Here is a 26,667-nt window from a genome sequence, read left to right as displayed (position 1 = left end):
CAACCTAACCATTCGTCTCACAGGCATCTGCACCTAAGCAGGTTTCTTGTGAGCCGTCGGCTTAACTTTTATCGTAAATCACACCGAGCGGTTCGGTACTATTCGCGCATTGGATAAACCTTCATGACGTCACAACCGCTGCTCTCACAACTGCTGCGACAAGCAGGCACGGCGCTCTGCACGATCTCACTGGTCGGCTGTGCGGTGGGTCCTGACTTCGTGAAACCCGACGACAGGCTTGCAGCCGTTCAACTGTCGCCCAGGGCGGATTACGCGCAGGCTCAGGAAACATCCGCTGCGAACTTCCCATCGTCATGGTGGACGCTGTTCAACGATGACGTGTTAGCGGATCTGCAAGCCCGTGCGCAGGCGGGCAACCTGAACCTGCAGATCGCTTCCGAGCGCATTGAGCAAAGCCGGGCGCAGTTGGGGATTGCTTCCTCGCTGCTGCTGCCCAGCGTGGGCGCATCGGCAGGCTATTCCCGCGAGGCCCTCAGCGAGCACGGCAAGTTTGCCGCGTTGGGTGCACCGACGAGCGCGAGCGATTTCTGGCAGTTGGGATTCGACGCCAGTTGGGAACTCGATCTGTGGGGCCGCGCGCGGCGATCGCGCGAAGGCGCCGCAGCCGCCTTCGAGGCCACTGTGTATGAGCGCGAGGCGGCACGGGTGGCCTTGTCCGCCGAAGTGGCCCGCACCTACCTCCAATTGCGAGGAACGCAGGCGCAACTGGACATCACCCGGCAGAACCTGGAGGTCGCCGATCGCACCCTGCGCCTTGCCGAAAGCCGTGAGCGCAACGGTGTCGCCACGCGCTTTGAAACCGCTTCGGCGCGCGCGCAACTGGCAACGGTGGAGGCGCTGGTGCCAGAACTGGTCCAGCGCCGCAACACGCTGATGAACGCCTTGGCACTGCTGCAGGGGGAGGAGCCGCGCGCCCTCGATGCGCAGTTGCTTGAGGCGATGCCCTTGCCTTCGCTTCCTTCCAATGTGCCGGTGGGCCTGCCCTCCGAATTGGCGCACAGGCGGCCGGACATACAGCGCGCCGAAGCCCAGCTCCATGCCGCGACGGCGGCCATCGGCGTCGCCAAGGCCGATTTCTACCCGCGGATCGGCTTGCGGGGAAGAGTCGGCGTCGAGGCCTTCGAGTTCAACGACCTCGACAGTTGGGATTCCCGGTTCTTCTCCGTTGGCCCGACAGTCTATCTCCCGATCTTTCAGGGCGGTCGTTTGAAGCAGCGCCTGGCGCTGAACGAGGCACGGCAAAGAACAGCCGCCATTGCCTATCGGCAGACGGTGCTGCAAGCCTGGCATGAAGTGGACAACGCCCTGGACGCCTGGGCAGCCCAGCAGCACCGACATGCCGAATTGCTGGTTTCGTATGAACAGAACAAGCAGGCGCTGCATGCTGCCGAGCGCGGCTATCAGGAAGGCGCTGCCGACTACCTGAATGTCCTGGCCGCGCAGCGTGGCGTCCTTGCCAGCCAGACCAGCCTCAATGCCAGCGCCACCAACGCCGCGCTCACCCTGGTCAATCTCTACAAGTCGCTGGGCGGTGGCTGGGACCCTGACGCACTCACATCCGACCGGCAGGCCGGCGGCGATGCGCCCCTGACGACCACTGCGTCGTCTGCCACCTCGCCATCAAAGGCCGGCCAATGAGTGCCGCAGCGTTGCAGCCGACAGCGGCGCCACCCGCACCCGCTGCTGCGGTAGCCCCTCCGAAGCGGGCGATCGCCGGGCTGGTCGGCATCCTCATCGCGGCCATGATGGCCGGACTGAACAACCGCGTGGGCGCGTTGGCGCTGGCGGACGTGCGTGGCGCGCTGGGCTTCGGCCTGGACGACGCCTCCTGGCTCACGACCGTCTATAGCGCCGGCGAAGTGATCGCCATGCCGTTTGCGGCATGGTTCGCCATCACGCTCTCAGTGCGCCGCTTCGAGCTGTGGATGATCGGCGCATGCACCTTGCTGGCGGTGTGCATTCCCTTCATCCATGACCTCGATCTGCTGCTGGCCATGCGCTTCCTGCAAGGCATCGCCAGCGGCACGATGATTCCCGTGCTGATGATGGCGGCGTTGAAGTTCCTGCCACCCCACATACGGCTGCACGGACTGGCGCTGTATGCACTGACGGCCACCTTCGCCCCCAACCTCTCGATCTGGCTGGCGGGGCAATGGACGGATGGCCTGTTCGATTGGCGCTGGGTGTACTGGCAAATCCTTCCGCTCGCGGCCATTGCCGCCTTGTTGATCGGATGGGGCCTGCCGAAAGACCCGATCCAGACAGACCGCTTCCCGCAGGCCAACTGGCCGGGCATGGCTTTCGGCATGCCGGCATTTGCCCTGATTACCGTCGCCCTGGATCAGGGCGTGCGGCTGGACTGGTTCAACTCCCCCCTCATCGTCGTCTCATTGGTGGCCGGGCTGACGCTGCTGGCGGCCTATCTGCTGACGGAGTGGTATCACCCGGCGCCGTTCATCAAATTGCAGATGCTCAGCCGCCGCAACCTGGCGTTGGGCTTCACCTTGTTCATCTGCCTTCTGGTCGTGCTGACCTCTGGCGTGATGTTGCCGATGACCTATCTCGGGCCGCTCCAAAGCTACCGACCGCTTCAGATGGCACCAATCGGGCTCATCGTCGCGCTGCCTCAACTGGTCCTGGGTTCCGTGGTGGCGCTGTTCCTGTACCGGAAATGGGTCGATGCCCGATTCGTGTTCGCGGGCGGCCTGCTGCTGATCGCCCTGGCGTGCTTCTTTGGTGCGCAATTGACTTCCGATTGGAACCGCGACCAGTTCGTTATGACGCAGACGCTGCAAGCCTTTGGCCAGCCCATGGCTGTCGTCTCGATGCTGTTCCTGTGTACCAGCGTCGTACATCCCAGCGAAGGCCCGTATGTGTCGGGGAACATCAACACGCTGCGCGCCCTGGGGTCGGTACTCGGGGGCGCGGTGGTTGGGCAACTCGTGACCGTGAGACAGCGGTTCCACGCGGAAATGCTGCTGGACCACGCTGCGTTGGTAGGCAACTCCGTCCCGCTTGCTCCGGAGCCCGCTCAACTGATGGGAATCATCGGCCAGCAGGCGCTGGTGCTGTCAGTCGCGGATGCCTATCGCGTACTCGGCGTTCTGGCGCTGGTGATGGTCCCCTTCGTATTGCGGCTGACCTGCATTCCCGCCCCCGACTTGCAGGCCGCTGCTCCTCAATCCAAACCTTTGCCCCAAGGATAGTTTCACCATGGCCATGCCGAAGAAAGCCAAGATTACCAGTGCCGTGCTGCTGCTCGCAGTCGCAGTGGGCTGTGTCATTTATCTGAATCGTCCCGAGTCCAGCGCATCGACCCAATCTACGGACGATGCCTACGTCCAAGCCGATTTCACCCTCGTCGCGCCGCAGGTGTCCGGCGTGATCGGAAAGGTACTGGTCGAAGAAAACCAGCCAGTGAAGGCTGGGGATTTGCTCGTCGCCATCGACGACCGGGATTTCATCGTTGCGGTGAACACGGCAAAGGCACAGGTCGCCGCTGCCGAGGCCAGTGTCGAGGGGCTTGCCGCGCGTGTGGTGCAGCAGGAAACCGCGATACGTCAGGCGCAGGCGGCCGTTGCGGTGGACGATGCAGAACTCAAATTGGCAGAGGCCAACCAGAAACGCTACCGGAACCTGGCCTCCGATGGATCAGGTTCGATCCAGGCACAGCAACAGGCCGAGGCGCAGTTGGCCATTCGGCTGGCCAGCCGGGACAAGAATCGCGCGGGCCTGCAAGCGGCGCGGCAGCAGACGGACATCCTGAAAGCCGATCTTGAAAAGGCCAAGGCTGCGCTTTCTCAAGCGCAAGCCGCACAGGCCGCAGCGGAGTTGAAGCTCTCCTATACCCAAATCACGGCGCCCATCAGTGGCGTGATCGGCCAGAAGTCAGTGCGCGTCGGATCGTTCGTGAATGCCGGCAAACCATTGGCGGCCGTCGTTCCGCTGGATGCGGTCTACATCACGGCCAACTTCCGCGAAACGCAGTTGGCGCGCGTGCGGCCTGGGCAGCCGGTGGACATCAAGGTGGATGCCTTGCCGGGTACCGAGTTGAAGGGAACCGTGGAGAGCCTGGGGCCGGCCAGTGGCGTCAGCTATTCGGCCGTCGCGCCACACAACGCCACGGGCAACTTCACCAAGATCGTCCAGCGCCTGCCTGTGCGTATTCGCATCGACTCCGACCAGCCTGATGCGGCGAATCTGCGCGTCGGTATGTCCGTAACGCCGAAGATCCGCATCGGCGACTAGGTCATCACTCCAACATGAGGAGCCACACAAATGAGGCAATACCTTTATCGCGTAACTCTGGAGCAATTGACGGATTCACATGGCGTCCCCAGTGAACGCAAGCCTCTGCAGTTTAAGGTTGGGAATCATGACGACATCATCTCTGTCGTGACGTGGATTCGCAGCAGAGGTGATTTCAGCAGCCAGGCAGATGCGGCGGCATTTGCGGTTGGCCTGAAGCTGTTTGGCGGAGCCATCCTGGCGAACAAAGACAACCCGCTTCTATTTTCATTCCTGCCGCAGCTATATCAGTTTGTCAAGGATTTGAAAGCAGGATCAACCGACAGCCAAAGAAAAGACTGATTGTTCTCTTTGCGAAATGGGATGTGAATCGCCATGGAGCTTCGTCACCTTCGATACTTCCTGGCCGTGGCCGAAGAACTCCGTTTCGCTCGTGCGGCGGAGAAGCTGCATATTGAACAATCGCCGCTGTCGCGGGCCATCAAGGAACTGGAGGAAGAACTCGGTGTGGCGCTGTTTGCCCGTACCACGCGCAGTACGCGGCTAACCCATGCCGGAACATTGTTCTTGGAGCATGTGCGTCGCGTGTTTGCCGCCTTGGAACAAGCGCGTGATAGCGTGAAAGCGGCAGCTAATGGCTTTCATGGACAATTGCGAGTGGCCTTGTCGGATGGCATTACACCGTCGCGCTTGCCGACCTTGTTGGCGTTATGTCGTCAGGAAGAACCCGAGGTCGAAATCCGCTTCTTCGAGGTGCCGCTGTCGCAGCAGATTAAAGGGTTGCACGATGATCTATACGACGTGGGGTTTGCTCAGTCCGACGAGGTGGGCGATGGCATCGTCGCGTTGCCAGCTTGGAGTGATGCGCTAATGGTGGCGGTCCCCGCTCGCCATCCTCTACTGGCCCACAAGCGTATCCCCTTGGACGAACTGCTGCGCTATCCGCTGGTTTTGTGCGATCCGCAAGTGTGTGAAGGCCATGCCAAACACGTGGAACGAGTGCTGCGTCGTGCTGACATGGAACCGTTGATCGCAGAGCGAGTTGCCACATGCGATCTGATGATGGCGCTGGTATCAGCCGGCTTCGCGCTCGGGCTGGCGGGCGCTGCGCATATTTCCGCCAGCCGTGAACCGGGAGTGGTAGCGCGGCCACTTGCGTCGCGTGTACCTCCGCTGACGACTTACTTGCTTCGTCTTGACGGTGATCCGTCCGACGAACTTGCACGGTTCATCGAACGGGTACAGACAATTGAAACGCCGGAGACTCCCAGGCCCATCCGAGGCCGCAGTTCTGATCCACCGGAGGAATTGATGCCATGAAGAAAATCATTCCGTTCTTGCTCGTGACCGCCTTGTCTGCTTGCGGCCAATCCGAGGCACCTCAGAAGGCCGCCGATTCGGAGACGAATATTCCGACGGTGGAAGAGCTGGCGGCCAACCCTGACCAGCTTAAAGGACTGCGCCAACAGTGCAAGACCGATCGCCCCAAGCTGGGCGACATGCTGTGCAACCGGGTGGCCGAAGCCACGCGCAAGCGATTCTATGGCGACGGCGAAACGCCCTATACACCGCCGAAAGAGTCGCCAAAGTTCTGATTGTTGGCCGCTCGCCGATTCGCCTTCACTTTTTTTTCGACACGCCGCAATGCGCTCGCGCTTGCGGCGTTTTTCTTTGGTTCGCCGTCGCACTCATTCTGTCTTTTTGCTCGACCTTTCTTCTGAAAACGGTCTTTGACCGGCACTGACCCGGCACCGATCCTGACGCCTGCGGCACGCCTTTGTGCCGCTCTTTCCATGAGGAATCAGCTCAGGAGAAATCGGAGGCCAGGTCATGCAAGGGACGAACGTGCTGTTCGGTCAGATCGCCGTGGTATTCGGCATCGTGATCGCCGGCGTGTGGGGCGCCACACAATGGACAGCAGCGGCCCTTGGCTACCAACTACGCCTTGGCTCGCCCTGGTTTGATTTCTTCGGCACGCCGGTCTATCACCCGTGGCGGCTGTTCGAGTGGTGGTTCTTCTTCGACGCCTACGCGCCGCGCGTGTTCGACACCGGCGGCGCCATCGCGGGCGGCAGCGGTCTTGTTGCCGTGCTGGTGGCGATTGGCATGTCGATCTGGCGCTCGCGGCAATCGCGCCTGGTCACGACCTACGGCTCGGCCCGCTGGGCGAACGCGGATGACATTCGCAAGGCCGGCCTCACACAGCCGGCCGGCGTGTTCCTCGGCCAGCACGATCGCCAGTACCTGCGTCACGAAGGCCCGGAACACGTCCTGACCTTCGCGCCCACGCGCTCGGGCAAAGGTGTCGGCCTGGTGGTGCCGACGCTGCTGTCCTGGCCGGCCTCGGCCGTCATCCATGACATCAAGGGCGAGAACTGGCAGATCACCGCCGGCTGGCGCAGCCGATTCAGCCATTGCCTTCTGTTCAACCCGACCGATGCGAAGTCGGCGGCATACAACCCGCTGCTGGAGGTGCGGCGTGGCGCGCATGAAGTGCGCGACGTGCAGAACATCGCGGACATTCTGGTCGATCCCGAAGGCGCGTTGGAGAAGCGAAACCATTGGGAAAAGACCTCGCACGCGCTGCTGGTCGGGGCCATCCTGCATGTGCTCTACGCCGGCGAGGACAAGACGCTGCGCGGCGTCGCCAACTTTCTCTCCGATCCGGCCAGCCCGTTCGAGCTGACCTTGCACCGGATGATGACCACGCCGCACCTCGGCGACGGGCCGCATCCGGTCGTCGCATCGGCGGCGCGTGAAGTCCTCAACAAGAGCGACAACGAACGCTCGGGCGTGCTGTCCACGGCCATGTCGTTCCTCGGCCTTTACCGCGATCCCACGGTGGCCGAAGTCACCTCGCGCTGCGACTGGCGCATCGCCGACCTGATCGCTGCGGAACATCCGGTGTCGCTGTATCTGGTGGTGCCGCCTTCGGACATTTCGCGGACGAAGCCCCTCATTCGCCTGATCCTCAACCAGATCGGGCGGCGGCTCACCGAATCGCTCGACGGTTCCGATGGCATCGCGCGCCGCCACAAGCTGCTGTTGATGCTCGACGAGTTCCCGGCGCTGGGGCGCCTGGACTTCTTCGAGACGGCGCTGGCCTTCATGGCGGGCTACGGCATCCGCAGCTTCCTCATCGCGCAGTCGCTCAACCAGATCGACAAGGCGTATGGGCAAAACCACTCCATCCTCGACAACTGCCATGTGCGCGTGACGTTCGCCACGAACGACGAGCGCACCGCCAAGCGGATTTCCGAGACGCTGGGCACGGCCACCGAGCTGCGCGCGCAGCGCAACTATGCCGGCCACCGGCTCGCGCCGTGGCTAGACCACCTGATGGTGTCGCGCCAGGAAACCGCGCGCCCGCTGCTGACGCCGGGCGAAGTCATGCAGCTTCCACCTGACGAGGCCGTGGTGATGGTGTCCAGCGTGGCACCGATCAAGGCCAAGAAGCTGCGCTACTACGCGGACGCCAATTTCAAGCGTCGCGTGCTGCCACCGCCCGCGCTGGCGGATGGGCAGTACGCCGACGCGCCGCCATTGCGGCCCGACGACTGGAGCGGGTTGGCGATTCCCGCCGTGCCCACCGCACCCGCCGCGGCATCCGCTGATGGCCTGGGTTCCGCCGATGACGGTGGCCCACGCCGTCAGCCCGAACTCTCCGAAACCGTCGCCTACGACCCCGAGCTTGCCGCGCCTGCGGCCGACCTTGGGCTGCTCGATGACGACGACGACCTGCCGCTTCCCCTTCCTCGCCAGTTCGATCCAGCCATGCAGCGCACGGCCCGGCTGGCTTCCCTCGACCCCAACGACGGAATCGAGCTATGAGCCAATATCGCCTGAATCTCTTTATCCAGCCGGAGCACGCCAAGCGCCTGGACGAGCTGGCCGCCAAGAAAGGCGTGTCCAAGTCGTCCATCGTCGCGGCGGCGCTCGCATCGTGGCTGTCGCCCGATGCCGCCGACCAGCGCGAAGCGGCTATCGCCAAGCGGCTGGATCGCCTGTCGCGCCAGGCCGAGCGTATGGAGCGCGACCAGAACATCCAGATCGAAACGCTGGCGCTGTTCATTCGCTACTACCTCACGGTCAGCGCGCCAGTCCCCGAGGCGCACCAAGAGGCCGCCCGCGCCCAGGGCAAAGCTCGCTTCGAGCAGTTCGTTGAACAGTTGGGTCGGCACCTGCTGCGCGGGCGCAGCCTGGTGCGCGACGTGGTGGAGGAACTGCATCCCGACCCAATGCGGATGGAAGACGCGGCGGCAGCCGCGCAAGCGCAGGAGCGTGCGTCATGAGCGCCGTTCCACAGTCCATGAGCGCCACGTCGCTCGACCGCCGCATCCAGATGCTGCGCACGGCGATGGGGCCGCTGATCGCCGCTGCGCTCGAAGACCCGGACGTGGTGGAGGTGATGCTGAATCCCGATCGCACCCTTTGGGTGGATCGGCTTTCCAGTGGGCGCGCGCCGATGGGCGTGGAACTGCCCGAGGCGGACGGCGAGCGAATCATCCGCCTGGTCGCGGCCCACGTCGGCGCAGAAGTCCATCGCGGCCAGCCGCTGCTGTCCGCCGAGTTGCCCGAAACGGGCGAACGCTTCGAGGGCATCTTGCCACCGGCAGCGCCGGGGCCGGCCTTCGCGCTGCGCAAGCGCGCCATCGGCGTGATTCCGCTGGAGCGGTACGTCATCGACGGGATGATGACCAGCGCGCAAGCGGGCTTTCTCGTTCGCGCCGTGCGCGAGCGGCAGAACGTGCTGATCGCCGGCGCCACCAGCAGCGGCAAGACCACGCTCGCCAATGCGTTGCTCGCCGAAATCGCCGCCACCGGCGACCGCGTGCTGGTGCTCGAAGACACGGTGGAACTGCAATGCGCAGCCCGCGACCACGTTCCGCTGCGCACCCGCGCAGGCGTGGTGTCGATGACCGAACTGGTGCGCTCGTCCATGCGCCTGCGGCCTGATCGCGTCGTCGTTGGCGAAGTGCGCGGCGCCGAGGCACTGGATCTGATCAAGGTGTGGGGCACAGGCCATCCGGGCGGTATCGCCACGATCCATGCCGGCTCCGCGCTCGGCGCGCTGCTGCGCCTGGAGCAACTGATTCTCGAAGTGGCGGTGAACCCTCCCCGTGCGCTGATCGCCGAGGCGGTCAACGTAGTGATTCACATCGCCGGACGCGGGCGCAAGCGCCGCATCGAGAACATCGCCCGCGTCGTCGGCTTCGACGGCGTGGGCTACCAATTGGCGGACGCGCTGGAAACGCCGTTTCCCGAGCTGCCGCCACGTCCCGATGCCGCCCCCGCTGCGGCGACTTCCCCATCGCCTGACTCACTTGGAGAACTGCCATGACGCAGATGATCGTTCCTGCTTTCCGTTTTTCTGCAAATCCGGCTTTGCGTCTTGCGCGGCTGCGCTGCCTGGCCCGCCCTGCGGCGCAAGGGCTGCTGCTGGCCGCGCTGCTGTTGTTCCTGGCCGGAACCGCGCAGGCCGCCGGTTCCTCGATGCCGTGGGAAGGCCCGCTGCAATCCATCCTCGAATCCATCCAGGGGCCGGTGGCGCGCATCGTCGCGGTCATCATCATCATCGCCACCGGCCTTGCGCTGGCCTTCGGCGACACCTCCGGCGGATTCCGCAAGCTGATCCAGATCGTCTTCGGCCTGTCCATCGCCTTCGCGGCTTCGAGCTTCTTCCTGTCGTTCTTCAGCTTCTCCGGCGGGGCCGTCGTATGAGTGCCCCGGACACCTTCGCGGACGGCTTCGAGGTGCCGCTGCATCGCTCGCTGACCGAGCCGATTCTGCTTGGCGGTGCGCCGCGCACCGTGGCGATCGCCAACGGCACGCTGGCCGCCGCCGTCGGGCTGGGCCTGCAACTGTGGATTCCCGGCGTGGTGCTCTGGATCGTCGGCCATTCGCTGGCGGTGTGGGGTGCGCGCGTCGATCCGCAGTTCATGCAGGTCTTCGCCCGGCACATCAAGCACCGCTCGCTGCTGGACGTGTGAGGGGAGGACGCCGCGATGCTGAACCTCGCCGAATACCGCCAGCGCCCGGCCTTGCTTGCCGACTGGCTGCCCTGGGCCGGACTGGTCGCGCCGGGCGTCGTCTTGAACAAGGACGGCAGTTTCCAGCGCACGGCCCGGTTTCGCGGGCCTGACCTCGACAGCGCGACGCAAGGCGAGCTGATCGCCACGTCAGCGCGGTTGAACAACGCGCTGCGCCGCATGGGATCGGGCTGGGCGCTATTCATCGAAGCCGAGCGCCGGCCTGCGGCCGATTATCCGCACTCGGAGTTTCCCGAGCCGCTTTCGTGGGTGGTGGAGGAAGAACGCCGGGCCGCCTTCGAGGAATCGGGCAATCACTTCGAGAGCGGCTATCACCTGACGCTGCTTTACCTGCCGCCGGAAGAATCCCGCGCCCGTGCAGCCAAGATGCTCTACGAGAACACGCCGACGAATGGCGTGGACTGGCGCGAGCGGCTGCAAGCCTTCGTCGCGGAGACGGATCGCGTCTTTGACCTGCTCGACGGCGTGATGCCGGAAATTGACTGGCTCGATGACGCGCAGACGCTGACCTACCTGCACGCGACCATCTCGACGCGGCGCTATCGCGTGGGCGTGCCCGAAGTGCCGTTCCACATCGACGCGCTGCTGACCGATTCCGCGCTGGTCGGCGGCCTGGCGCCCATGCTGGGCGACCAGCACCTGCGGCTGGTGTCGGTGCGGGGCTTCCCGACCTCGACCTGGCCGGGGATTCTGGACGACCTCAACCGCCTCGGTTTTGCGTACCGCTGGAGCACGCGCTTTCTCTGCCTCGACAAAGCCGAGGCGGAAAAAGAACTTTCCCGCCTGCGCCGCCAGTGGTTCGCCAAGCGCAAGAACGTCATCGCGCTGCTGCGCGAAACGATCTTCCAGCAGGAAAGCCCGCTGGTCGATACCGACGCCAACAACAAGGCCGCCGATGCCGACGCCGCCTTGCAGGAGTTGGGCAGCGATCAAGTCGCCTTCGGCTATCTGACGGCGACCGTCACCGTCATGGACGAGGACGCCGCCGTCGCAGACGAGAAGCTGCGCATGGTGGAGCGCGTCATCCAGGGTCGGGGCTTCGTCACCATCCCTGAAACGCTCAATGCCGTGGATGCCTGGCTGTCCTCGCTCCCCGGCAATGCTTACGCCAACGTGCGCCAGCCCATCGTCTCGACGCTGAATCTGGCGCACATGATGCCGGTGTCGGCGGTATGGGCCGGGCCGGAGAAGAACGAACACCTCGACGGCCCCCCGCTGATCGTGACACGCACCGACGGCGCCACGCCGTTCCGGCTGGTGACGCACATCGGCGACGTGGGCCATACGCTGGTCGCGGGGCCGACCGGCATGGGCAAGTCGGTCTTGCTCGCCACGCTGGCGATGCAATTTCGCCGCTATCGCGGCTCGCGCATCTTCGCCTTCGACATGGGCCGCTCCATGCGGGCCGCCATCCTCGGCCTGGGCGGCGAACACTACGACCTGGGCACGGATGGCGAAATCGCCTTCCAGCCACTCGCGCGCATCGACCGTGAGGGCTACCGCACCTGGGCCGCCGAATGGATCGAAGGCCGCTTGCTGCACGAAGGCGTGGCGATCGGCCCCGACGAGAAGGCGGCTATCTGGTCGGCGCTGGGAAGTCTCGCCGGTGCGCCGGTGGAGCAGCGCACGATGACGGGACTTTCCGTGCTGCTGCAATCGAACACGCTGCGACAAGCGCTGTCGCCCTATGTGCTGGGTGGCGCCCACGGCAAGCTGCTGGACGCCGACCACGACCGGCTGGGCATGGCCGACGTGCAGTGCTTCGAGATGGAGGAGCTGATGCACAGCAAGGCCGCCGTCATGGCCGTGCTGCATTACCTCTTTGCGCGTTTCGATGAACGCTTCGACGGGGCGCCCACGCTGCTGATCCTTGATGAAGCGTGGCTGTTCCTCGATGACCCGGTGTTTGCCGCGCGTATCCGCCAGTGGCTCAAGACACTGCGCAAGAAGAACGTCAGCGTCATCTTCGCCACGCAGAGCCTCGCCGACATCAAGGATTCGAGCATCGCGCCCGCGATCATCGAGAGCTGCGCGAGTCGGATTTTCTTGCCCAACCCGCAGGCCACCGAGCCGCAGATTCGCACGATCTACGAGGGCTTCGGCCTCAACAGGCGGCAGATCGAGATCGTCGCCACCGCGCAGCCCAAGCGCGACTACTACTACCAATCCCGCCTCGGCAACCGCCTGTTCGAACTCGACCTGGGGCCGGCGGCTCTGGCGTTTGCGGGCGCTTCCACGCCGCAAGACCAGCGCGACATAGACCGCGTGCTGCTGGACGCCGGCGTGCCCGGCTTCGCGGGCGCCTGGCTGCGCCATCGCGGCCTCGATTGGGCGGCCGACCTGCTGCCCTCGTTCCCCGGCCTCGCGCCGGGTTCCCTCGCTGACCAACCTCTGGAGAACCTGCCATGAATAAGCGCCTTATCGCCGCCGCCATCGCGGCCATGCTTTGCACCGCCACCGCCCATGCGCAATGGGTCGTGGTCGATCCCACGAACCTCGTGCAGAACACGCTGACCGCGATCCGCACGTTGCAACAGATCAACAACCAGATCCAGCAGCTTCAGAACGAAGCGCAGATGTTGATGAACCAGGCGCGCAACCTCGCCAGCCTGCCGTCCAGCGTGGTGAACCAGTTGCGCGCCAATTTGGCGACGACCGAGCGGCTAATCGCCCAGGCGCGCGGCCTGGCCTACGACGTGACGAATCTGGATCGGGAGTTCGCGCGCCTGTATCCCGAGCAGTACGCCGCCACCGTCAGCGGCGACCAGATGTACCGCGACGCGCAGGAGCGTTGGAGGAACACGCTCCACGGCTTGCAGACCACCATGCAGATGCAAGCGCAGGTATCGCAGAACCTGGGCGAAGACGAAAGCGTGCTGGCCGACCTCGTGGGCAAGAGCCAGTCGGCCGAAGGCGCGTTGCAGGCGATGCAGGCCATGAACCAGTTGCTGGCTTTGCAGGCCAAGCAGTCGATCCAGTCGCAGCGGCTCCAGATCACGCAAGACCGGGCCGCCTCGCTGGAGCTGGCGCGGCAGGCGGCGGCCACCGAACGCGCCCGCGAGGTGCGGCGGCGCTTCCTGGGTGAAGGCACGCCGTACACGCCGCAGCGCGTGGACTTCTACGGCAACTGACGGAGGCCGCCATGCGATGCGTCCTCGCCCTGTCGGTTTCGCTGCTTGTGGCGCTGCTGGCCGCTTGCAGCGAGCAGCCGACCGACAACCTTGCCGATGCCCTGACCGCCGATCCCGTGCGGCTCAAGGCATTGCGCGCGCAATGCGCGGCCGACCGGCAGGCCACGGGCGAGGACGCTTGCCGCGCCGCCGCCGAAGCCTTCCGGCGGCGCTTCTTCTCCGGCCAGGCCGGGCCGGATGAGTACCAGACGCTGGCCGACCTGCCGCCGATCCCGCCAAGTTTCGATGCACCGGCCGAATCGGACGACGGCAGCGAATCGCCGGCCGCATCCGATCAAGAGGACGCGCCATGAATGACGTGACCATCATCGACCGCTTCCTCAGTATCTTCGCCGCCTACATCGACTCGGGTTTCGGGCTGTTGCAGGGCGAAGTGGCCTTCCTCACCGCAACGCTGATCGTCATCGACATGACGATCGCCGGACTGTATTGGGCGATGAGCCACGCCACCGGCCAGGGCGAGGACGTCATCGCCAAGCTGCTGCGCAAGGTGCTCTACGTCGGTGCCTTCGCCTACATCATCGGCAACTTCAACTGGCTGGCCGGCATCGTGTTCCGCTCCTTCGCCGGGCTGGGCATCACCGCCACCGGCTCGGCCATCACGATGGAGAACTTCTTGCAGCCGGGCCGGCTGGCGAAAACCGGCATCGACGCAGGAGCGCCGATTCTGGAGCAAGTCGGCGAGATGGCCGGCTTCCCCGAGGTGTTCGTCAATCTTGACGCCATCACGGTGATGTTCCTCGCCTGGCTGATTGTGGTCTTGAGCTTCTTCGTGCTGGCGATCCAGCTATTCATCACGTTGATCGAGTTCAAGCTGACCACGCTCGCAGGCTTCGTGCTGGTGCCTTTCGCGCTCTGGAATAAGACGAGCTTCTTGGCGGAAAAGGTGCTTGGCAACGTGGTGTCGTCTGGCGTCAAGGTCTTGGTGCTGGCTGTCATCGTCGGCATCGGTTCGGGCGTGTTCGCGGAGTTCCAAGTCCATCCCGCCGAGCCTTCCATCGACCATGCGCTGGTCATCATGCTGGCCTCGCTCACCTTGCTGGCGCTCGGGATCTTCGGCCCCGGTATCGCCACGGGCCTGGTGTCCGGTGCGCCGCAACTCGGCGCGGGCGCGATGGCCGGGGCCGCTGTCGGCGCCGCCGGCACGGCCGTTGCCGTCGGCGCTGCCGCGACGGGCGTAGGCGGCGCCGTCATGGCCGGGGCGCGCATGGCGCCTGCCGCCGCCAAGCTCGCTGGCAGCGGCGCGCGTGCTGCCGCCTCGACGGCCAGCAGCGCACGCTCGGCGTTTCAGGCCGGTTCCGCCGCCGCAGGCGGTGGCGCGAAGGGCGCGATGGCCGGCTTGGGCAACGTCGCCAAGACCGGCGCGCAGTCCGCCGGGCGCGGCATCGCATCCCGTGCTTCCGCTGCTGGGCAACGCATGGCAGCTCCCTTCCGCTCTGGTTGGAACGGCCAGGCGGCTGACGGCGACTCGGCAGCCGGAGCATCCGGCCAGGCCGCCGCAGGCGAGGCCACGTCCGGCGCAGCCAATACACAGCCCGCTTGGGCCAAGCGGCTGCATCGCCGCCAGCAACTCACCCATGCCGCGACCACCACCGCCCATGCGCTGCGCGGCGGCGACGGCGGCGGCTCCGGCCAGGGGCCGAGCCTGCGCGATTCCGATTCATAAGGAGAACTGACAATGCGATTCAAGAAACCGCAGGTGCGCTATGCCGACACGCCGCAGCCTGCCACGCCGTACCAAGCTGCCGGCCAGGTATGGGACGAGCGTATCGGCTCGCCGCGCGTGCAGGCGAAGAACTGGCGGCTGATGGCCTTCGGTTGCCTGACACTCGCGCTGCTGATGGCTGGCGGCCTGGTGTGGCGCTCGGCGCAGTCCATCGTGACGCCCTACGTGGTGGAGGTGGACAGCGCGGGCCAGGTGCGCGCCGTCGGCGAAGCCGCCACGCCTTACCGGCCCAACGATGCGCAGACCGCGCACCACATTGCGCGCTTCGTGACGCTGGTGCGCTCGCTGTCCATCGACCCCATCGTCGTCCGCCAAAACTGGCTGGACGCCTACGACTATACGACCGACAAGGGCGCAGCCGTGCTCAACGACTACGCGCGGGTCAACGACCCATTCGCACGCATCGGCAGGGAGTCGGTGACAGTGCAGATCGCCAGCGTCGTGCGCGCCAGCGACACGTCTTTCAACGTGCGCTGGACGGAACGCCGCTACGTCAACGGCGCCGCGGCTGGCCTAGAGCGGTGGACGGCCGTGGTGTCCATCGTGCTCCAGCCGCCGCGCACCGAAGAACGCCTGCGCAAGAACCCCCTGGGCATCTACGTCAACGGCTTGTCGTGGAGCCGAGAACTGGATTCTTCCGAAGGAGCCAAGCCATGAACCTGTCTTTCCGTATTTACGTTTCCGTGCTGATGCTTGCGGCCCTGGCGGGCTGCGCCACGCAGGGCAAACCGCCGCCGGTGATTTCGCTCGATGAGCCGGTGCAGGCTCAGCCGCTGCCCGAGCCGCCCGCGCCGGTGGAGGTGGTGGCCGTACCCGAGGTGTTGCCGATGCCGGCGCAGTTGAAGCCAGCGCCCGAAGCAGAAGACGCCAAACCCACGCCGGAACCGGCCGACGAGAAGGTGCGCGTCTCGCGCGCCAATGCCGAGGCCCGCGTCGCACCCACGCGCGAGGGCTACGTCAACGCGATTCAAGTCTGGCCCTTCACCGATGGCGCGCTGTATCAGGTCTATGCCGCCGTGGGTCGCGTGACCGTGATTTCGCTCCAGCCGGGCGAAGAACTGGTGACGGTAGCCGCCGGCGATACCGTGCGCTGGATCGTGGGTGACACGTCCAGCGGCAGCGGCGCCGAGTTGCGCGTGAACGTGCTGGTCAAGCCGATTCGCTCGAGCCTCAAGACCAACCTCGTCATCACTACCAGCCGCCGCACCTATTTGCTTGAGCTGACCTCGACGGAAAAGACGTGGATGGCGTCGGCGTCATGGGAGTACCCGCGCGACCGGATGCTGGCATTGCAGCGCCAGGCGCAGGCGGCCAGTGCCGCCGCCCCGGTCGATACCGGACTGTCGCTGGAGAAGCTGCGGTTCCGCTACGCGATCAGCGGCAGCAATCCGCCGTGGAAGCCGCTGCGCGCCTTCGATGACGGCGAGAAGGTCTATATCCAGTTTCCGCCGGGCATCGCGCAAGGCGAGCTGCCACCGCTGTTCGTCATCGGCGCGCAGGGCGATGGACAACTGGTGAACTACCGCTTCCGCTCGCCGTACTACATCGTGGATCGGCTGTTCGGCGCGGCCGAACTGCGCCTGGGCAGTGACAAGGGCGACGTGGTGCGAATCGAGCGCACGGACGGCGTTGCGCGGAGGAACTGACCATGAGCCAAGACGACGCCCCTGACCTTGCCACGCCGCAGGCGGGCAAGGTAGCGCCCGAGGCGGTGGCGCTGCGCGCCCAGCCGCGCCCGGTCACGCGCCTGAATCGGCGCACGCTGGCCATCCTTGCCGGCGGCCTGTCGGTCGCCGTGTTCGGGGCCACGATCTGGTCATTGCAGCCGCAGCGGCGCGGAGCCAGCGAGCAGGCCGAGCTTTACAACGTCGATCGCGTGTCGAAGTCCGAAGGGCTGGACGCGCTGCCAACCGATTACTCGAAGCTGCCGGCCTTGCCGCCCGCCGCACCCGAACTGGGGCCGCCACTACCGGGCGATCTTGGCCCGGCCATCGTGAACTCGCAGCAGCCGGTGACACCGGCCTATACGCCTCCGGGTCACGATCCCGAGGATGCCTTGCGCAAGGAAGCTGATGCGGCGGCGGCTTCGTCGGTGTTCTTCCGCTCGGGCGGCCAAGGCCAGGCCGCCGCCACGGTGGCGCAGGCGGCGCCGGGGGTGCCTGGCGCTGCCAGCGCGCTCGCGGCCTTCGACCCACTCGCTGCCGGGCCGGCCTCTGTGGCTGCACAGCCAGCCGATCCGACCGCCGTGCAGAACCGGCAAGACCAGAAAGAGGCATTCCTGAAAGGCGGCTCTACGGAAACCCGCAATTCCGGCAACCTGGCGCTGCCGGCATCGCCTTATCAGGTGATGGCGAGCACGGTGATCGCCGGCGCGCTGGTGACAGGTATCAAGTCGGACTTGCCGGGCGACGTGATCGCCACGGTGACAGAGCCGGTCTATGACACGGCCACGGGCAAGTTCCTGCTGATCCCGCAGGGATCGCGCATCCTCGGGCGCTACAACAGCCAGGTCAGCTACGGGCAGAGCCGCGTGCAGGTGGTGTGGAACCGGATCATCCTGCCCGATACGTCCTCGCTGACGCTCGACAACCTCGTGGGCACCGACCCGGCCGGCTACGCCGGCCTGGAAGACGACGTGGACTGGCATTGGGATCGCATCGTCGCCGGTGCTGTGCTGACGACGCTGCTGGGCGTTGGCGCCGAGCTGGCCGCGCCGGAGAACCGCCAGGACGGCAACCGCATCGTCATCGCCGGACGCGACAGCGCACAGGACAGCATCAATCAGGTCGGCCAGGAGATGACCCGGCGCAACATGAACATCCAACCCACGCTGACCAGCCGGCCCGGCCTGCCGGTGCGGATCATCGTCAACCGGGATCTTGTGCTGCGGCCGTACCAGCCGCTGTTCTTCAACCGGGGGGCTTCGCAATGAGCACGACCAAGAAGCTGCGGCTCGGGCCGCTGCCCAAGACCGAAAGCGTCAAGCTGACCTTCGCCTGTCCGGCCAGCCTGAAAGCCGACCTCGATCGCTACGCCGCGCTGCACGCGCAGGCGTATGGCGAGGCGGTAGATGCCATGACGCTGATCCCGCACATGCTGGAAGCCTTCATGGCGGGAGACAGGGGATTCAGGAAGGGCACGGCCACGCGGAGCGCGCCATCGAAGCCGGCATGATGGTGTCGTACATCGCCCGCCGCATCCATCGAACGCGCAGCCCCAAGGCTGCGCGTTCTTCGTTCTGGATGCCGCCAAGCCTCTTGGGCTATGATGATGCGGCAGGCCCGCCGTTCCTCGGCAATCAAGCACGACACAGTGCGATGCGGCTTCCCCTCCCGACGCTCTTATGTGGCTCCTAGCCCACGAAGCCGCAGTGCTGCAAAGCGGCCCCGAAAAGAGCTAACCTACTGCCCCACATACGGTTTCAAGCCCTTCGTGATTTACACGAAAGACTTGACACCGGCACTTTTTTGGCTCCTCTTACTGCTTGCGCTGAACGAACAGGTTGCGCTTCGCATCCTCCGGGTACGCGAAGCTGATCTGCCCGTTGCGCACCACGCCCATCACCAGCATGTTGGGCGACAGCGCGTCCTTGTCGTTTTCCGAAAACGACTTGTCGTAGGTCGTGACCACGCCGTAGTAGGGCCGCTTGGGCTGCTCGAGCGCGGCCTTGATGAACGGGCCTTCGAGCTTGCCGCTGGGCACGTTGAACATCGCGTGGGCCAGCAGGTAGGTGGCGTCGTAGGCCTGCGCGGCGGCCATCGGCACCGGGATGCGCTTGGTGTTGAATTTGCGCGCGTAGTTGGAGAGAAACGACGAGCGGCGTTCGTTGCTTGGCTCGGCGATGAAGCTCTGCGCCATCAGCGCGCCTTCGGACGCTTCGCGGGCGCCCTCGATGAAGGATGGGAAGGACAGCGTCCAGGCGCCGACCTGCGGCACCTTCCAGCCGATGGCCTGCCGGCTGCGTGCGATGACGGCGTTTTCGGGGCCCACGGTGTAGCTGAAGATGACGTCCGCGCCGGCCGCCTTGGCCTCCGACAGCTCCTTCGTCAGGTCTTTCACGCCGAGCGGAAAGCGGCCCACGTAGACGGGCTTGAGGTGCTTGGCCGCCAGCGCCTTCTCGACATCCTTGGCGCCCGCCTCGCCGTAGCCGGTGCTGTCGTGCAACACGGCGACCCGTTTCCAGCCGCGCGCCAGCAGGTCGTCGACCACGAAAGGGGCCTGGATGCTGTCCTTGGGCGAGGTGCGAAACACATAGCTCGTGGCCGGCGGATAGGTCGACGTCAATGGCGAGCCGGTGGCGCAGGGCACGATCAACGGCAATTTCGCGTCATTGAAAACCGCCAATGAATTCATCGCCACGCCGGTGTTGCAGAAGCCGATGGTGGCGACCACTTTTTCATTGACGAGGGCCTGGGATTGCGAACGGCCGGTGTCCGGATTGGCTTGGTCGTCCTTGATCACCAGTTCGAGCGAGCGGCCCAGATACCCGCCCACGGCATTGATTTCGTCGACGGCCATCTTCACGCCGTTGAGCATGGGCAGGCCGAAATCGGCCGACGGCCCGGTGAAAGGGCCGATGACGCCGATGCGGATCGGCACCGGCTGCTCTGCGCTTGCCTGGGCGGCCAGTCCCAAAGCCATCAGCAAAAAAACGAATCGGCGATTTGAATGAAGCATTTGGTTTGCGCGCTTTGAAAGGAAGCGCCGAGCCTAATTTCTTTGCGCGCCCGCCAATAGCTAGGGAATGCCCAGTCAATTGCGCACCAATTCCGTCTTTTGTTGCCAATTCAGCACAGGCCGTGTGGCCGGCGACGGACCGAAAAGCGCTCGTGCGCGGCGCGCCCGCGAGCCCCGTCTCAGGGTTTCCGATGAAAGACACCCGAAAAGTGGAACTGACGCCCGTCACACGGGCGTCACCAGCTATGAAAACAATAGCATTCACCTGCGCAACGCAGAAGCTTCCTCGTAAACGCTATATCTAGCCCGACTCTTGCTAAGCAAAATTCCTGACGGATTTCCTGTCACGCAAGATCGAGGACACACAGAGCAATGAACCCCAAGCGTTTCCAACAGCCCGTGGCTGCACTGGTTCTGGGCGCCGCATCGGTCGCCGCGGCCTTCCTCGTGGCCGTGTCGCCGGCCCATGCGTTCTCGAACCCGCCGATCCAGGTCGCGCAGGGCATCGAATACATGTGCGGCGGTGCCGCCAAGGGCGAAGCCGCCTTCATGGAAATGGTGGCGCCGCGCTGGGCCGCCGCCATCGACTTGCGCGTGAACGACGGCAAGGGCGCGCAACAGGCCGGCTTCCCGGCCAAGGCCTCGATCCAGGTGCGCCAGAAGTACACAGGCCAGACGGTGATGCAAGTGCAGACCCAGGCGCCTTACATGCTCGCACGGCTCGAACCGGGCGCCTACGACGTCGACGTGACGCTGGGCGGGCTCACGCTCACGCAGCAGCTGGTCGTGATCGCCGGCATTCCGGCGCGCGCCTCGTTCGTCTGGCCGTCGAACTTCGACATGGCCTCGGTCGCGCCACCGCTGCCCCAGGCGCTGGCACAAACCGCCGCGCGCTGACCCGACGCGGGCCGCAGCGGCCCGCGCGCAGTTAAGTCTTCCTTAAGTCGTGCCCGGCACAGTGCCTTCCTGCGTGGCGTGTCGCCACCACCGCCCGGAAAGGAAGGCTCCGATGTCTCTCACCACCAATCCCCTGTTTCTGTTCTCGCACGCCCGGCCCGTGGCTGCGGCGGCCGGCGCCGCCTTGCTGGTGCTGCTCGGCGGCGCGCTCTCGGCGCAGCCGGCCCAGGCCGCGATGAACCCGCCCATCCACATGGCGCACGGCGTCGAGTACATGAGCGGCGGCATCGGCCAGGACGAGGCGCAGCTGATGGAAACCGTGTCGCCGCGCTGGCCCGCGAGCTTCGAATTCGCGATCAAGGACGGCCGCCGCGCTGATTTCGCGGCCGGCGTGCATGTGACGGTGCGCGACAGCCACGGCACCGCGCTGCTCGACAACGTGGTCTCCGGCGGACCGTTCATGGTGGCGCGGCTCGAGCCGGGCCGCTATGAAGTGGAGGCTCGCATCGGCGGCCAGACGCTGAAGCAAACGCTGCTGGTGTCGCCCGGCGCGCCGGCCAAGGCGCTCTTCGAATGGCCGGCGGGCACCGACATGGCGTCGGCCGGCACGCGCACGGTGCGGTAAGCGAGGCGGCATCGCGCCGCGGGCGGTGCCGAACGGGCGCGCCCGCGACGCTCCAACGCCCGCTATCCGGTTGCCCTGCGCTATAGAAAAAATAGCGACCCAGGCAGCTTTCGACGCCTTGAATGCGCGGCATGCGCCTTGCAGATGACGTGTCCCGGGCAATGCCCGCGTCCCCCCAGTCCTCATGCCGATCCGTCCCCTGAGCGTCCTGACCGCGCTGCTGCACGTCTACATCGCGCTGCGCCTGTTGCCTGCGCTGGCGTCGCTCACGCCTGCGTGGCCGCTGGCGCTCGTGCTGCTGGCGGTGTCGGCGGTCACGATGCCGCTGCCGTTCGTGTCGCGCAGCCAGAAGGCCGGCCGCAAGGCGAAGCCCGCGGGCGAAACGCTGCACTGGATCGGCCTGATCAGCATGGGCTGGTTCTCCTCGCTGTTCGTGCTCACGCTGGTGCGCGACCTCGGCCTGCTGCTGGCTTGGCTGGCGAACGCGCTCGGCGGCCTGCAGGTGCCCTGGGACAAGGTCGGGCCCTGGAGCGCGCTGGCGGTGCTGGCGCTGGCCACGGGCGTGTCGCTGATCGGCTTCGTCAACGCGCGCCGCACGGCCGGCGTGAAGCAGGTCGACGTGCCGATTCGCGGCCTGCCCGCGGCGCTGGCCGGCTTCACGATCGCCCAGCTCAGCGACATCCACGTGGGCCCGACGATCCGCAACGGCTACATCCAGCGCATCGTCGACGCGGTGAACCGGCTCGGCGCCGACGCCATCGCGATCACCGGTGACCTGGTCGACGGCAGCGTGCCCGAGCTGCGCGAGCACATCGCGCCACTGGCAGGGCTGCGCGCGCGCCACGGCACTTTCGTGGTCACGGGCAACCACGAGTACTACGCGGGCGCGCACGCCTGGATCGACGAGCTGCGCCGCCTCGGCCTGAAGGTGCTGCTGAACGAGCACGTGGTGCTGCAGACGCGCAACGTGCGCGGCGCGCAGACCGACGAAGAGCTGTTCGAGAGCGCGCTGGTGCTGGCCGGCGTGACCGATTTCACCGCCGGCCATTTCGACGCCGCGCACGCGAGCGACCCGCACCTGGCGCTGTACGACGCGCCGCCGCTGGTGCACACGCGCGTGCTGCTGGCGCACCAGCCGCGCAGCGCGCCGGTGGCGGCCGCGGCCGGCTACCAGCTGCAGCTGTCGGGCCACACGCACGGCGGCCAGTTCTTCCCGTGGAACCTGTTCGTGCCGATGCAGCAGCCGTTCACGGCCGGCCTGCACAAGCTGCACGACATGTGGATCTACGTGAGCCGGGGCACCGGCTACTGGGGGCCGCCGAAGCGTTTCGGCGCGCCGTCGGAAATCACGCTGGTGACGCTGGTCCCGGCGCAACCCTGAAACGCAGCGGCGTCAGGCCTGCAGTTCGGCCAGCAGTCGCCGCGCGTTCGACGTGGCGGCCGCGTGGATCGGCTTCAGGCCTTCGCGCGCAATGCGCACCGCCACACCCGTGAGCTGACCCGCCGTGCTGGCACCGCGCGCCGTGGCCTGCACGAGCGCGTCGCCATGCGTGGCCGCCTGCGCCGGCGTGAAACTGCCGGCCAGCGAGAAGAGCGCCGTGGCGCCCTGCAGCCATTGCTGCCATGCGCGCTGGGCCAGCGAGGCCTGGCTGCTGTGCCACTGCCGGGCCATCGCCAGGCCCGATTCACTCGCCGCGGCGAGCTTTTCGTGGCCCATCAACTGGAACTCCGCGAGATCGGCCGCGCTGGGCGTGAGCCCGGCTTTGGCGATGCGCTCGGTGCGCATGCGGATCACCGTGCCGGACGACAGCAGGGTCTCGTGGGTCTTGAGGGCCAGGTCGACCCATTGCATCAGCGGGCTGGCCACGCGGGCGGTGGTACTGAAGGACGACATGGGAAGAGGGCACGTAGGGGAACAGAGGGCCACTATAGGCCTGCAAAGTGAAAATTGTTGCAGTGCAACATTTCCTGACCGTCATTTCACCGATCGATTGCTTTCTGCGGGCAATATTTAACGTTTGTTGTGGTTGTTGCCGGCATCCGCACGCAAGCGCCGTGCGCGCGCCTCGGTGACGAGGTAGGCGACGAGCGCCACGGCCAGCGGCAGCAGGTAATACTGCGCGCGGTAGGCCAGCAGCGCCCCCAGCAGCCGGGTGCTGGGCACCTCGTGCGCCAGCAGCGCGACGAACACGGCCTCCAACACGCCGAGCCCCGCCGGCACGTGCGTGACCACGCCCGCCACGGCGGCGACCAGCAGCACCGCGAGCACCTGCGGATACCCGACCTCGCCCTGCAGCAGCACCCAGATCACGCCGCCGATGAGCGACCAGTTGACGCACGACATCGCCAGCTGCAGCAAGGCCATCGGCAAGCTCGGCGTTCGCAGCGCATGGCCGCGCACGCGCCAGACGTGGCCATCGGAGAACGCACACAGCGCCAGGTAGGCCAGCGACACCATGAGCAGCACCGCGCCGAGCATGCGCAGGCCGCCGCCGTCGATCTTCCAGTCGGGCGGCAGCGCCATCGGCCAGAAGCAGAAGGCCGCGCCGGCCACCACGAGGTAGCCGAGCCAGTTGGTCAGCATGCTGAAGCCCAGCACGCGCGTGATGGTCTCGTTGCCCAGCCCCAGGCGCGAGTACAGCCGGTAGCGAAAGGCCACGCCGCCCACCAGCGAGCCGAAGTTGAGGTTGAAGGCGTAGCTGATGAAGGTCACGCCGACCACGGTGCCCGCGCCGAGCCGGTGCTTCGTGAGATGGCGCCCGAGCAGGTCGTAGGTGCTGTAGAGCCCGAAGCTGGCGGCGGCCAGCGCGCCGGCCGCGAGCAGCGTGGTGCCCGGCAATGCGCGCAGTGCGGCGAACACCTCGGCCCAGTCGATGGTGCGCGCCTGTTTCAGCAGCAGCCAGGCGATGGCGCCGAAGAAGGCCCAGATCGCCACGCGCCGCGCCCACGGCCACCAGGGCCGGTGCGTGAGGGCCAGGGATGCGCTCATGCCGTCTCCGTGCGCGTCGTGCCCTCGTCGCCGCGCTTCTTCTGCTGCGCCATGAGATCGGTCGCCTCGGCCGGCGTCAGGCGCGGTGCGTGGCGCGGCAGGCGGTTCAGCCACGACGGGTACCAGCGCAAGAAGTGGAAGACGAAGAAGCTGCGCACCAGCCGCCAGCCGCTCCATTCGCTGGCCAGGTCGTGCGTGCCGATCTGCTTGCAGCTGTGCTGCATGAGATGGTCCATGCGCTCCCACAGCACCTTGTTGAACGCGGTGTCGCGCACGACCACGTTGGCCTCCAGGTTGAGCGACAGGCTCAGCGGGTCGAGGTTGCTCGAGCCCACGGTGCTCCAGCGGTCGTCCATGAGCGCGACCTTGCCGTGCAGCGGGCGGTCGCAGTACTCGTAGATGCGCACGCCCGCGTGCAGCAGGTGGTGGTACAGCATGCCGGCGGCCGTCTTCACGATCGGCATGTCGGGCTCGCCCTGCAGGATGAGCCGCACGTCGACGCCCCGGCGCGCCGCGCGCCGCAGCTCCTTGATGAGCCGGTAGCCCGGAAAAAAGTACGCGTTGGCGATCACGATGCGCTCGCGCGCAGCGCGGATCGCGGCGCGGTAGTGGCGCTCGATGTCGTTGGTGTGGCGGCGGTTGTCGCGCGTGACGAAGATCGCGTCGGCCTCGCCCGCCGCGGCCTGCAGCTGCGACGCGGGCGGTGCCTGCTTCAGCCTTCGCCGGAACCAGCCCACGCCCTTGCCGCCGACTGCAATCGCGCGCAGCACGAACTGATGGATCTCGGCCACGATCGGCCCGGCCAGCTCGACCGCGTAGTCCTGCTTGGCCTTGGGACCGAAGTCGAGCAGGTGGTCCTCGGAGTAGTTGATGCCGCCCACGAAGGCGCGCTCGCCGTCGACCACCACGATCTTGCGGTGCATGCGGCGGAACACGTTGAGCCGCTGGCCCAGGAAGCGCTGGCCCGGGTCGAACACGCGCACCTTGACGCCGGCCGTGGCCAGGCTCTCGAGGTACGCGTGCGAGAGATCGGGCGAGCCGAAGCCGTCGATCATCAGGTCGACCTTCACGCCGCGCTGCGCCGCCGCGCGCATGGCCGCATGCAGCGCCAGGCCCACCTTGTCCTCGAACAGGATGAAGGTCTCGATGATCACTTCGCGCCGCGCCGCGCCGATCGCTTCGAACACGCGCGGAAAGAATTCCTCGCCGTTCTCCAGCAGGTCGATGCGGTTGCCGCCGGTCCAGTGGCCGGCGCGCTCGGGGGTGTCGCGCATGGGGGCCTCGCTGCTCACAGGTCGATGTCCGCCACCAGCGGGGCGTGGTCCGACAGATGCGACCAGGGCCGGCGCGGCAGCACCACGGGCGCGTGCGCGCCCGCGTTGCGCACGTAGATGCGGTCCAGCGGCAGCAGCGGCAGGCGCGCCGGAAAGGTGCGCGCGGCGCGGCCGTGGGCATGCACGAACACCTCGCGCAGCGACGCGCCTTCGGCCAGCACGTCGTGCGCGCGAGCGCGCCAGTCGTTGAAGTCGCCCGCCACGATCAGCGGCGCGTCGGCCGGCACCTCGTCGCGCACGATGTGGCACAGCAGCTCCAGCTGCTGCTGGCGGTGCGCCTCGGCCAGCCCGAGGTGCGCGCAGATCGCATGCACGTCGACCGTGCGCCCGGGCAGGCGCAGCACGCAGTGCAGCAGGCCACGCTTCTCGGGGCCGCTCACCGACACGTCGTGGTTGCGGAAATGCACGATCGGAAACTTCGACAACACGGCGTTGCCGTGGTGCCCCTTCGGATACACCGCGTTGCGCCCGTAGGCGAACTGCGGCCACATGGTGTCGGCCAGGAATTCGTAGTGCGGCGCCTCCGGCCAGTTGTTCACCGTGCGCGAATGGCGCGCGTGCGTACCCATCACCTCCTGCAGGAACACCACGTCGGCGCCCACCGTGCGCACCGCGTCGCGCAGCTCCGGAAGGATGAAGCGGCGATTGAGCGCCGTGAAGCCCTTGTGGGTGTTCACGGTCATGACCTTGAGCGAGGCCGGTGCGGCGGCGACAGCGGCCTCGGGCAGCGGGGAAGTGATGGGGGAGGACATCGGTGTTCCCGTTGTACGTGGCCGCGCCCGCGCCGACTGTAGGAACGCGCCACCTTCTTCGCGTGCCTTTCACGCAAGGGCGGCGGGCTCCTACAGGCAGGCCTGCCGCACGCCCACACAGCGCCCGAAACGAGGCTCCTACGGTGGTTTCAAAGCC

Annotated in this window: 27 protein-coding genes; 22 read left to right on the top strand and 5 right to left on the bottom strand. The window is 66.3% G+C overall.

All coding sequences use genetic code 11. The features are described 5' to 3' along the window. The first annotated feature begins 123 nt into the window (after positions 1-123). The 19 genes from AC07Y4_RS05555 (at position 124) to AC07Y4_RS05465 (ending at position 18,410) form a co-directional block, all read left to right on the top strand. Positions 124-1,659, top strand: coding sequence for an efflux transporter outer membrane subunit (locus AC07Y4_RS05555; protein ID WP_005304555.1), 1,536 nt, complete (start codon positions 124-126; stop codon positions 1,657-1,659). Then, positions 1,656-3,227 carry an MFS transporter gene (locus tag AC07Y4_RS05550; RefSeq protein WP_005304552.1) on the top strand — a complete coding sequence of 524 codons (1,572 nt, stop codon included), beginning with the start codon at positions 1,656-1,658 and terminating at the stop codon, positions 3,225-3,227. The genes AC07Y4_RS05555 and AC07Y4_RS05550 overlap by 4 nt, the downstream gene beginning before the upstream one ends. Positions 3,228-3,234: 7 nt before the next feature. Next, a complete protein-coding gene (locus AC07Y4_RS05545; protein ID WP_005304549.1) occupies positions 3,235-4,269 on the top strand; it encodes an HlyD family secretion protein in 1,035 nt (344 codons plus the stop codon). A gap of 30 nt (positions 4,270-4,299) precedes the next feature. After that, the gene (locus tag AC07Y4_RS05540) at positions 4,300-4,611 is read left to right on the top strand and encodes a DUF3861 domain-containing protein (RefSeq protein ID WP_005304546.1); all 312 of its coding nucleotides are present in this window, start codon (positions 4,300-4,302) and stop codon (positions 4,609-4,611) included. A gap of 33 nt (positions 4,612-4,644) precedes the next feature. Continuing rightward, positions 4,645-5,589, top strand: coding sequence for a LysR family transcriptional regulator (locus AC07Y4_RS05535; protein WP_005304543.1), 945 nt, complete (start codon positions 4,645-4,647; stop codon positions 5,587-5,589). Next, entirely contained in the window at positions 5,586-5,864 is a 279-nt protein-coding gene (locus tag AC07Y4_RS05530; protein ID WP_005304541.1) for an EexN family lipoprotein, read from the top strand. Before AC07Y4_RS05535 ends, AC07Y4_RS05530 begins: the two co-directional genes overlap by 4 nt. A 235-nt stretch (positions 5,865-6,099) precedes the next feature. After that, entirely contained in the window at positions 6,100-8,100 is a 2,001-nt protein-coding gene (locus AC07Y4_RS05525; RefSeq protein ID WP_043373736.1) for a conjugal transfer protein TraG, read from the top strand. Next, on the top strand, positions 8,097-8,561 hold the full coding sequence (locus AC07Y4_RS05520) for a ribbon-helix-helix protein, CopG family (RefSeq protein WP_005304534.1): 465 nt from the start codon (positions 8,097-8,099) through the stop codon (positions 8,559-8,561). Before AC07Y4_RS05525 ends, AC07Y4_RS05520 begins: the two co-directional genes overlap by 4 nt. Next, positions 8,558-9,610, top strand: a complete 1,053-nt coding sequence (gene trbB, locus AC07Y4_RS05515) for a P-type conjugative transfer ATPase TrbB (RefSeq protein WP_005304532.1) — start codon at positions 8,558-8,560, stop codon at positions 9,608-9,610. Before AC07Y4_RS05520 ends, trbB begins: the two co-directional genes overlap by 4 nt. Further along, on the top strand, positions 9,607-9,990 hold the full coding sequence (locus tag AC07Y4_RS05510; RefSeq protein ID WP_005304529.1) for a TrbC/VirB2 family type IV secretion system protein: 384 nt from the start codon (positions 9,607-9,609) through the stop codon (positions 9,988-9,990). Before trbB ends, AC07Y4_RS05510 begins: the two co-directional genes overlap by 4 nt. After that, a complete protein-coding gene (locus AC07Y4_RS05505) occupies positions 9,987-10,259 on the top strand; it encodes a VirB3 family type IV secretion system protein (protein ID WP_068681373.1) in 273 nt (90 codons plus the stop codon). The genes AC07Y4_RS05510 and AC07Y4_RS05505 overlap by 4 nt, the downstream gene beginning before the upstream one ends. Before the next feature lie 15 nt (positions 10,260-10,274). After that, positions 10,275-12,728, top strand: a complete 2,454-nt coding sequence (trbE, locus tag AC07Y4_RS05500; protein WP_102905524.1) for a conjugal transfer protein TrbE — start codon at positions 10,275-10,277, stop codon at positions 12,726-12,728. Continuing rightward, on the top strand, positions 12,725-13,450 hold the full coding sequence (gene trbJ, locus AC07Y4_RS05495) for a P-type conjugative transfer protein TrbJ (RefSeq protein WP_028240148.1): 726 nt from the start codon (positions 12,725-12,727) through the stop codon (positions 13,448-13,450). The genes trbE and trbJ overlap by 4 nt, the downstream gene beginning before the upstream one ends. An 11-nt stretch (positions 13,451-13,461) precedes the next feature. Further along, on the top strand, positions 13,462-13,803 hold the full coding sequence (locus AC07Y4_RS05490) for a hypothetical protein (protein ID WP_028240147.1): 342 nt from the start codon (positions 13,462-13,464) through the stop codon (positions 13,801-13,803). Continuing rightward, entirely contained in the window at positions 13,800-15,176 is a 1,377-nt protein-coding gene (gene trbL, locus AC07Y4_RS05485) for a P-type conjugative transfer protein TrbL (protein ID WP_028240146.1), read from the top strand. Before AC07Y4_RS05490 ends, trbL begins: the two co-directional genes overlap by 4 nt. A gap of 12 nt (positions 15,177-15,188) precedes the next feature. Next, positions 15,189-15,893: a conjugal transfer protein TrbF gene (trbF, locus tag AC07Y4_RS05480; RefSeq protein ID WP_028240145.1), complete on the top strand. Its 705-nt coding sequence runs from the start codon at positions 15,189-15,191 to the stop codon at positions 15,891-15,893. Next, entirely contained in the window at positions 15,890-16,882 is a 993-nt protein-coding gene (trbG, locus tag AC07Y4_RS05475; protein WP_028240144.1) for a P-type conjugative transfer protein TrbG, read from the top strand. Before trbF ends, trbG begins: the two co-directional genes overlap by 4 nt. Positions 16,883-16,884: 2 nt before the next feature. Further along, positions 16,885-18,168 (top strand): TraB/TrbI/VirB10 family type IV secretion system protein, encoded by a 1,284-nt coding sequence (locus AC07Y4_RS05470; RefSeq protein ID WP_028240143.1) that lies wholly within the window; start codon positions 16,885-16,887, stop codon positions 18,166-18,168. Continuing rightward, the gene (locus AC07Y4_RS05465; RefSeq protein WP_028240142.1) at positions 18,165-18,410 is read left to right on the top strand and encodes a DUF2274 domain-containing protein; all 246 of its coding nucleotides are present in this window, start codon (positions 18,165-18,167) and stop codon (positions 18,408-18,410) included. The genes AC07Y4_RS05470 and AC07Y4_RS05465 overlap by 4 nt, the downstream gene beginning before the upstream one ends. A 303-nt stretch (positions 18,411-18,713) precedes the next feature. On the opposite strand, the gene AC07Y4_RS05460 is transcribed toward AC07Y4_RS05465, so the two are convergent. Continuing rightward, positions 18,714-19,877 (bottom strand): ABC transporter substrate-binding protein, encoded by a 1,164-nt coding sequence (locus tag AC07Y4_RS05460; protein WP_487847711.1) that lies wholly within the window; start codon positions 19,875-19,877, stop codon positions 18,714-18,716. A gap of 408 nt (positions 19,878-20,285) precedes the next feature. On the opposite strand from AC07Y4_RS05460, the gene AC07Y4_RS05455 reads away from it, so the two are divergent. The 3 genes from AC07Y4_RS05455 to AC07Y4_RS05445 all read left to right on the top strand — a co-directional run bounded on the left by AC07Y4_RS05455 (position 20,286) and on the right by AC07Y4_RS05445 (position 22,816). Beyond that, positions 20,286-20,810: a hypothetical protein gene (locus tag AC07Y4_RS05455; RefSeq protein WP_369645724.1), complete on the top strand. Its 525-nt coding sequence runs from the start codon at positions 20,286-20,288 to the stop codon at positions 20,808-20,810. Positions 20,811-20,922: 112 nt separating this feature from the next. Further along, positions 20,923-21,435, top strand: coding sequence for a hypothetical protein (locus AC07Y4_RS05450; protein WP_139702960.1), 513 nt, complete (start codon positions 20,923-20,925; stop codon positions 21,433-21,435). Positions 21,436-21,619: 184 nt separating this feature from the next. Next, positions 21,620-22,816, top strand: coding sequence for a metallophosphoesterase (locus AC07Y4_RS05445; protein ID WP_487847712.1), 1,197 nt, complete (start codon positions 21,620-21,622; stop codon positions 22,814-22,816). A 12-nt stretch (positions 22,817-22,828) separates the two neighbouring features. On the opposite strand, the gene AC07Y4_RS05440 is transcribed toward AC07Y4_RS05445, so the two are convergent. The 4 genes from AC07Y4_RS05440 to AC07Y4_RS05425 all read right to left on the bottom strand — a co-directional run bounded on the left by AC07Y4_RS05440 (position 22,829) and on the right by AC07Y4_RS05425 (position 26,510). Continuing rightward, positions 22,829-23,329 carry a polyhydroxyalkanoate granule-associated phasin gene (locus tag AC07Y4_RS05440; protein ID WP_307695328.1) on the bottom strand — a complete coding sequence of 167 codons (501 nt, stop codon included), beginning with the start codon at positions 23,327-23,329 and terminating at the stop codon, positions 22,829-22,831. 117 nt (positions 23,330-23,446) lie between these two features. Then, positions 23,447-24,424, bottom strand: a complete 978-nt coding sequence (locus AC07Y4_RS05435) for a lysylphosphatidylglycerol synthase domain-containing protein (protein ID WP_487847713.1) — start codon at positions 24,422-24,424, stop codon at positions 23,447-23,449. Beyond that, entirely contained in the window at positions 24,421-25,698 is a 1,278-nt protein-coding gene (gene clsB / locus AC07Y4_RS05430) for a cardiolipin synthase ClsB (RefSeq protein ID WP_487847714.1), read from the bottom strand. The genes AC07Y4_RS05435 and clsB overlap by 4 nt, the downstream gene beginning before the upstream one ends. Positions 25,699-25,712: 14 nt before the next feature. Beyond that, positions 25,713-26,510, bottom strand: coding sequence for an endonuclease/exonuclease/phosphatase family protein (locus AC07Y4_RS05425; RefSeq protein WP_062480435.1), 798 nt, complete (start codon positions 26,508-26,510; stop codon positions 25,713-25,715). Positions 26,511-26,667 lie beyond the last annotated feature (157 nt).

It is taken from the genome of Variovorax sp. GW460-12-1-14-LB1 (genome assembly GCF_059423605.1).
Note: the sequence above shows the minus strand (reverse complement) of the source record. Positions and strands in the feature narration are given on the sequence as shown.

Excerpts from the sequence above, each read along its gene's own strand:
- AC07Y4_RS05555 (WP_005304555.1), top strand. The coding sequence starts at position 124 with ATGACGTCACAACCGCTGCTCTCACAACTGCTGCGACAAGCAGGCACG.
- AC07Y4_RS05550 (WP_005304552.1), top strand. The coding sequence starts at position 1,656 with ATGAGTGCCGCAGCGTTGCAGCCGACAGCGGCGCCACCCGCACCCGCT.
- AC07Y4_RS05545 (WP_005304549.1), top strand. The coding sequence starts at position 3,235 with ATGGCCATGCCGAAGAAAGCCAAGATTACCAGTGCCGTGCTGCTGCTC.
- AC07Y4_RS05540 (WP_005304546.1), top strand. The coding sequence starts at position 4,300 with ATGAGGCAATACCTTTATCGCGTAACTCTGGAGCAATTGACGGATTCA.
- AC07Y4_RS05535 (WP_005304543.1), top strand. The coding sequence starts at position 4,645 with ATGGAGCTTCGTCACCTTCGATACTTCCTGGCCGTGGCCGAAGAACTC.
- AC07Y4_RS05530 (WP_005304541.1), top strand. The coding sequence starts at position 5,586 with ATGAAGAAAATCATTCCGTTCTTGCTCGTGACCGCCTTGTCTGCTTGC.
- AC07Y4_RS05525 (WP_043373736.1), top strand. The coding sequence starts at position 6,100 with ATGCAAGGGACGAACGTGCTGTTCGGTCAGATCGCCGTGGTATTCGGC.
- AC07Y4_RS05520 (WP_005304534.1), top strand. The coding sequence starts at position 8,097 with ATGAGCCAATATCGCCTGAATCTCTTTATCCAGCCGGAGCACGCCAAG.
- trbB (WP_005304532.1), top strand. The coding sequence starts at position 8,558 with ATGAGCGCCGTTCCACAGTCCATGAGCGCCACGTCGCTCGACCGCCGC.
- AC07Y4_RS05510 (WP_005304529.1), top strand. The coding sequence starts at position 9,607 with ATGACGCAGATGATCGTTCCTGCTTTCCGTTTTTCTGCAAATCCGGCT.
- AC07Y4_RS05505 (WP_068681373.1), top strand. The coding sequence starts at position 9,987 with ATGAGTGCCCCGGACACCTTCGCGGACGGCTTCGAGGTGCCGCTGCAT.
- trbE (WP_102905524.1), top strand. The coding sequence starts at position 10,275 with ATGCTGAACCTCGCCGAATACCGCCAGCGCCCGGCCTTGCTTGCCGAC.
- trbJ (WP_028240148.1), top strand. The coding sequence starts at position 12,725 with ATGAATAAGCGCCTTATCGCCGCCGCCATCGCGGCCATGCTTTGCACC.
- AC07Y4_RS05490 (WP_028240147.1), top strand. The coding sequence starts at position 13,462 with ATGCGATGCGTCCTCGCCCTGTCGGTTTCGCTGCTTGTGGCGCTGCTG.
- trbL (WP_028240146.1), top strand. The coding sequence starts at position 13,800 with ATGAATGACGTGACCATCATCGACCGCTTCCTCAGTATCTTCGCCGCC.
- trbF (WP_028240145.1), top strand. The coding sequence starts at position 15,189 with ATGCGATTCAAGAAACCGCAGGTGCGCTATGCCGACACGCCGCAGCCT.
- trbG (WP_028240144.1), top strand. The coding sequence starts at position 15,890 with ATGAACCTGTCTTTCCGTATTTACGTTTCCGTGCTGATGCTTGCGGCC.
- AC07Y4_RS05470 (WP_028240143.1), top strand. The coding sequence starts at position 16,885 with ATGAGCCAAGACGACGCCCCTGACCTTGCCACGCCGCAGGCGGGCAAG.
- AC07Y4_RS05465 (WP_028240142.1), top strand. The coding sequence starts at position 18,165 with ATGAGCACGACCAAGAAGCTGCGGCTCGGGCCGCTGCCCAAGACCGAA.
- AC07Y4_RS05460 (WP_487847711.1), bottom strand. The coding sequence starts at position 19,877 with ATGGCTTTGGGACTGGCCGCCCAGGCAAGCGCAGAGCAGCCGGTGCCG.
- AC07Y4_RS05455 (WP_369645724.1), top strand. The coding sequence starts at position 20,286 with ATGAACCCCAAGCGTTTCCAACAGCCCGTGGCTGCACTGGTTCTGGGC.
- AC07Y4_RS05450 (WP_139702960.1), top strand. The coding sequence starts at position 20,923 with ATGTCTCTCACCACCAATCCCCTGTTTCTGTTCTCGCACGCCCGGCCC.
- AC07Y4_RS05445 (WP_487847712.1), top strand. The coding sequence starts at position 21,620 with ATGCCGATCCGTCCCCTGAGCGTCCTGACCGCGCTGCTGCACGTCTAC.
- AC07Y4_RS05440 (WP_307695328.1), bottom strand. The coding sequence starts at position 23,329 with ATGTCGTCCTTCAGTACCACCGCCCGCGTGGCCAGCCCGCTGATGCAA.
- AC07Y4_RS05435 (WP_487847713.1), bottom strand. The coding sequence starts at position 24,424 with ATGAGCGCATCCCTGGCCCTCACGCACCGGCCCTGGTGGCCGTGGGCG.
- clsB (WP_487847714.1), bottom strand. The coding sequence starts at position 25,698 with ATGCGCGACACCCCCGAGCGCGCCGGCCACTGGACCGGCGGCAACCGC.
- AC07Y4_RS05425 (WP_062480435.1), bottom strand. The coding sequence starts at position 26,510 with ATGTCCTCCCCCATCACTTCCCCGCTGCCCGAGGCCGCTGTCGCCGCC.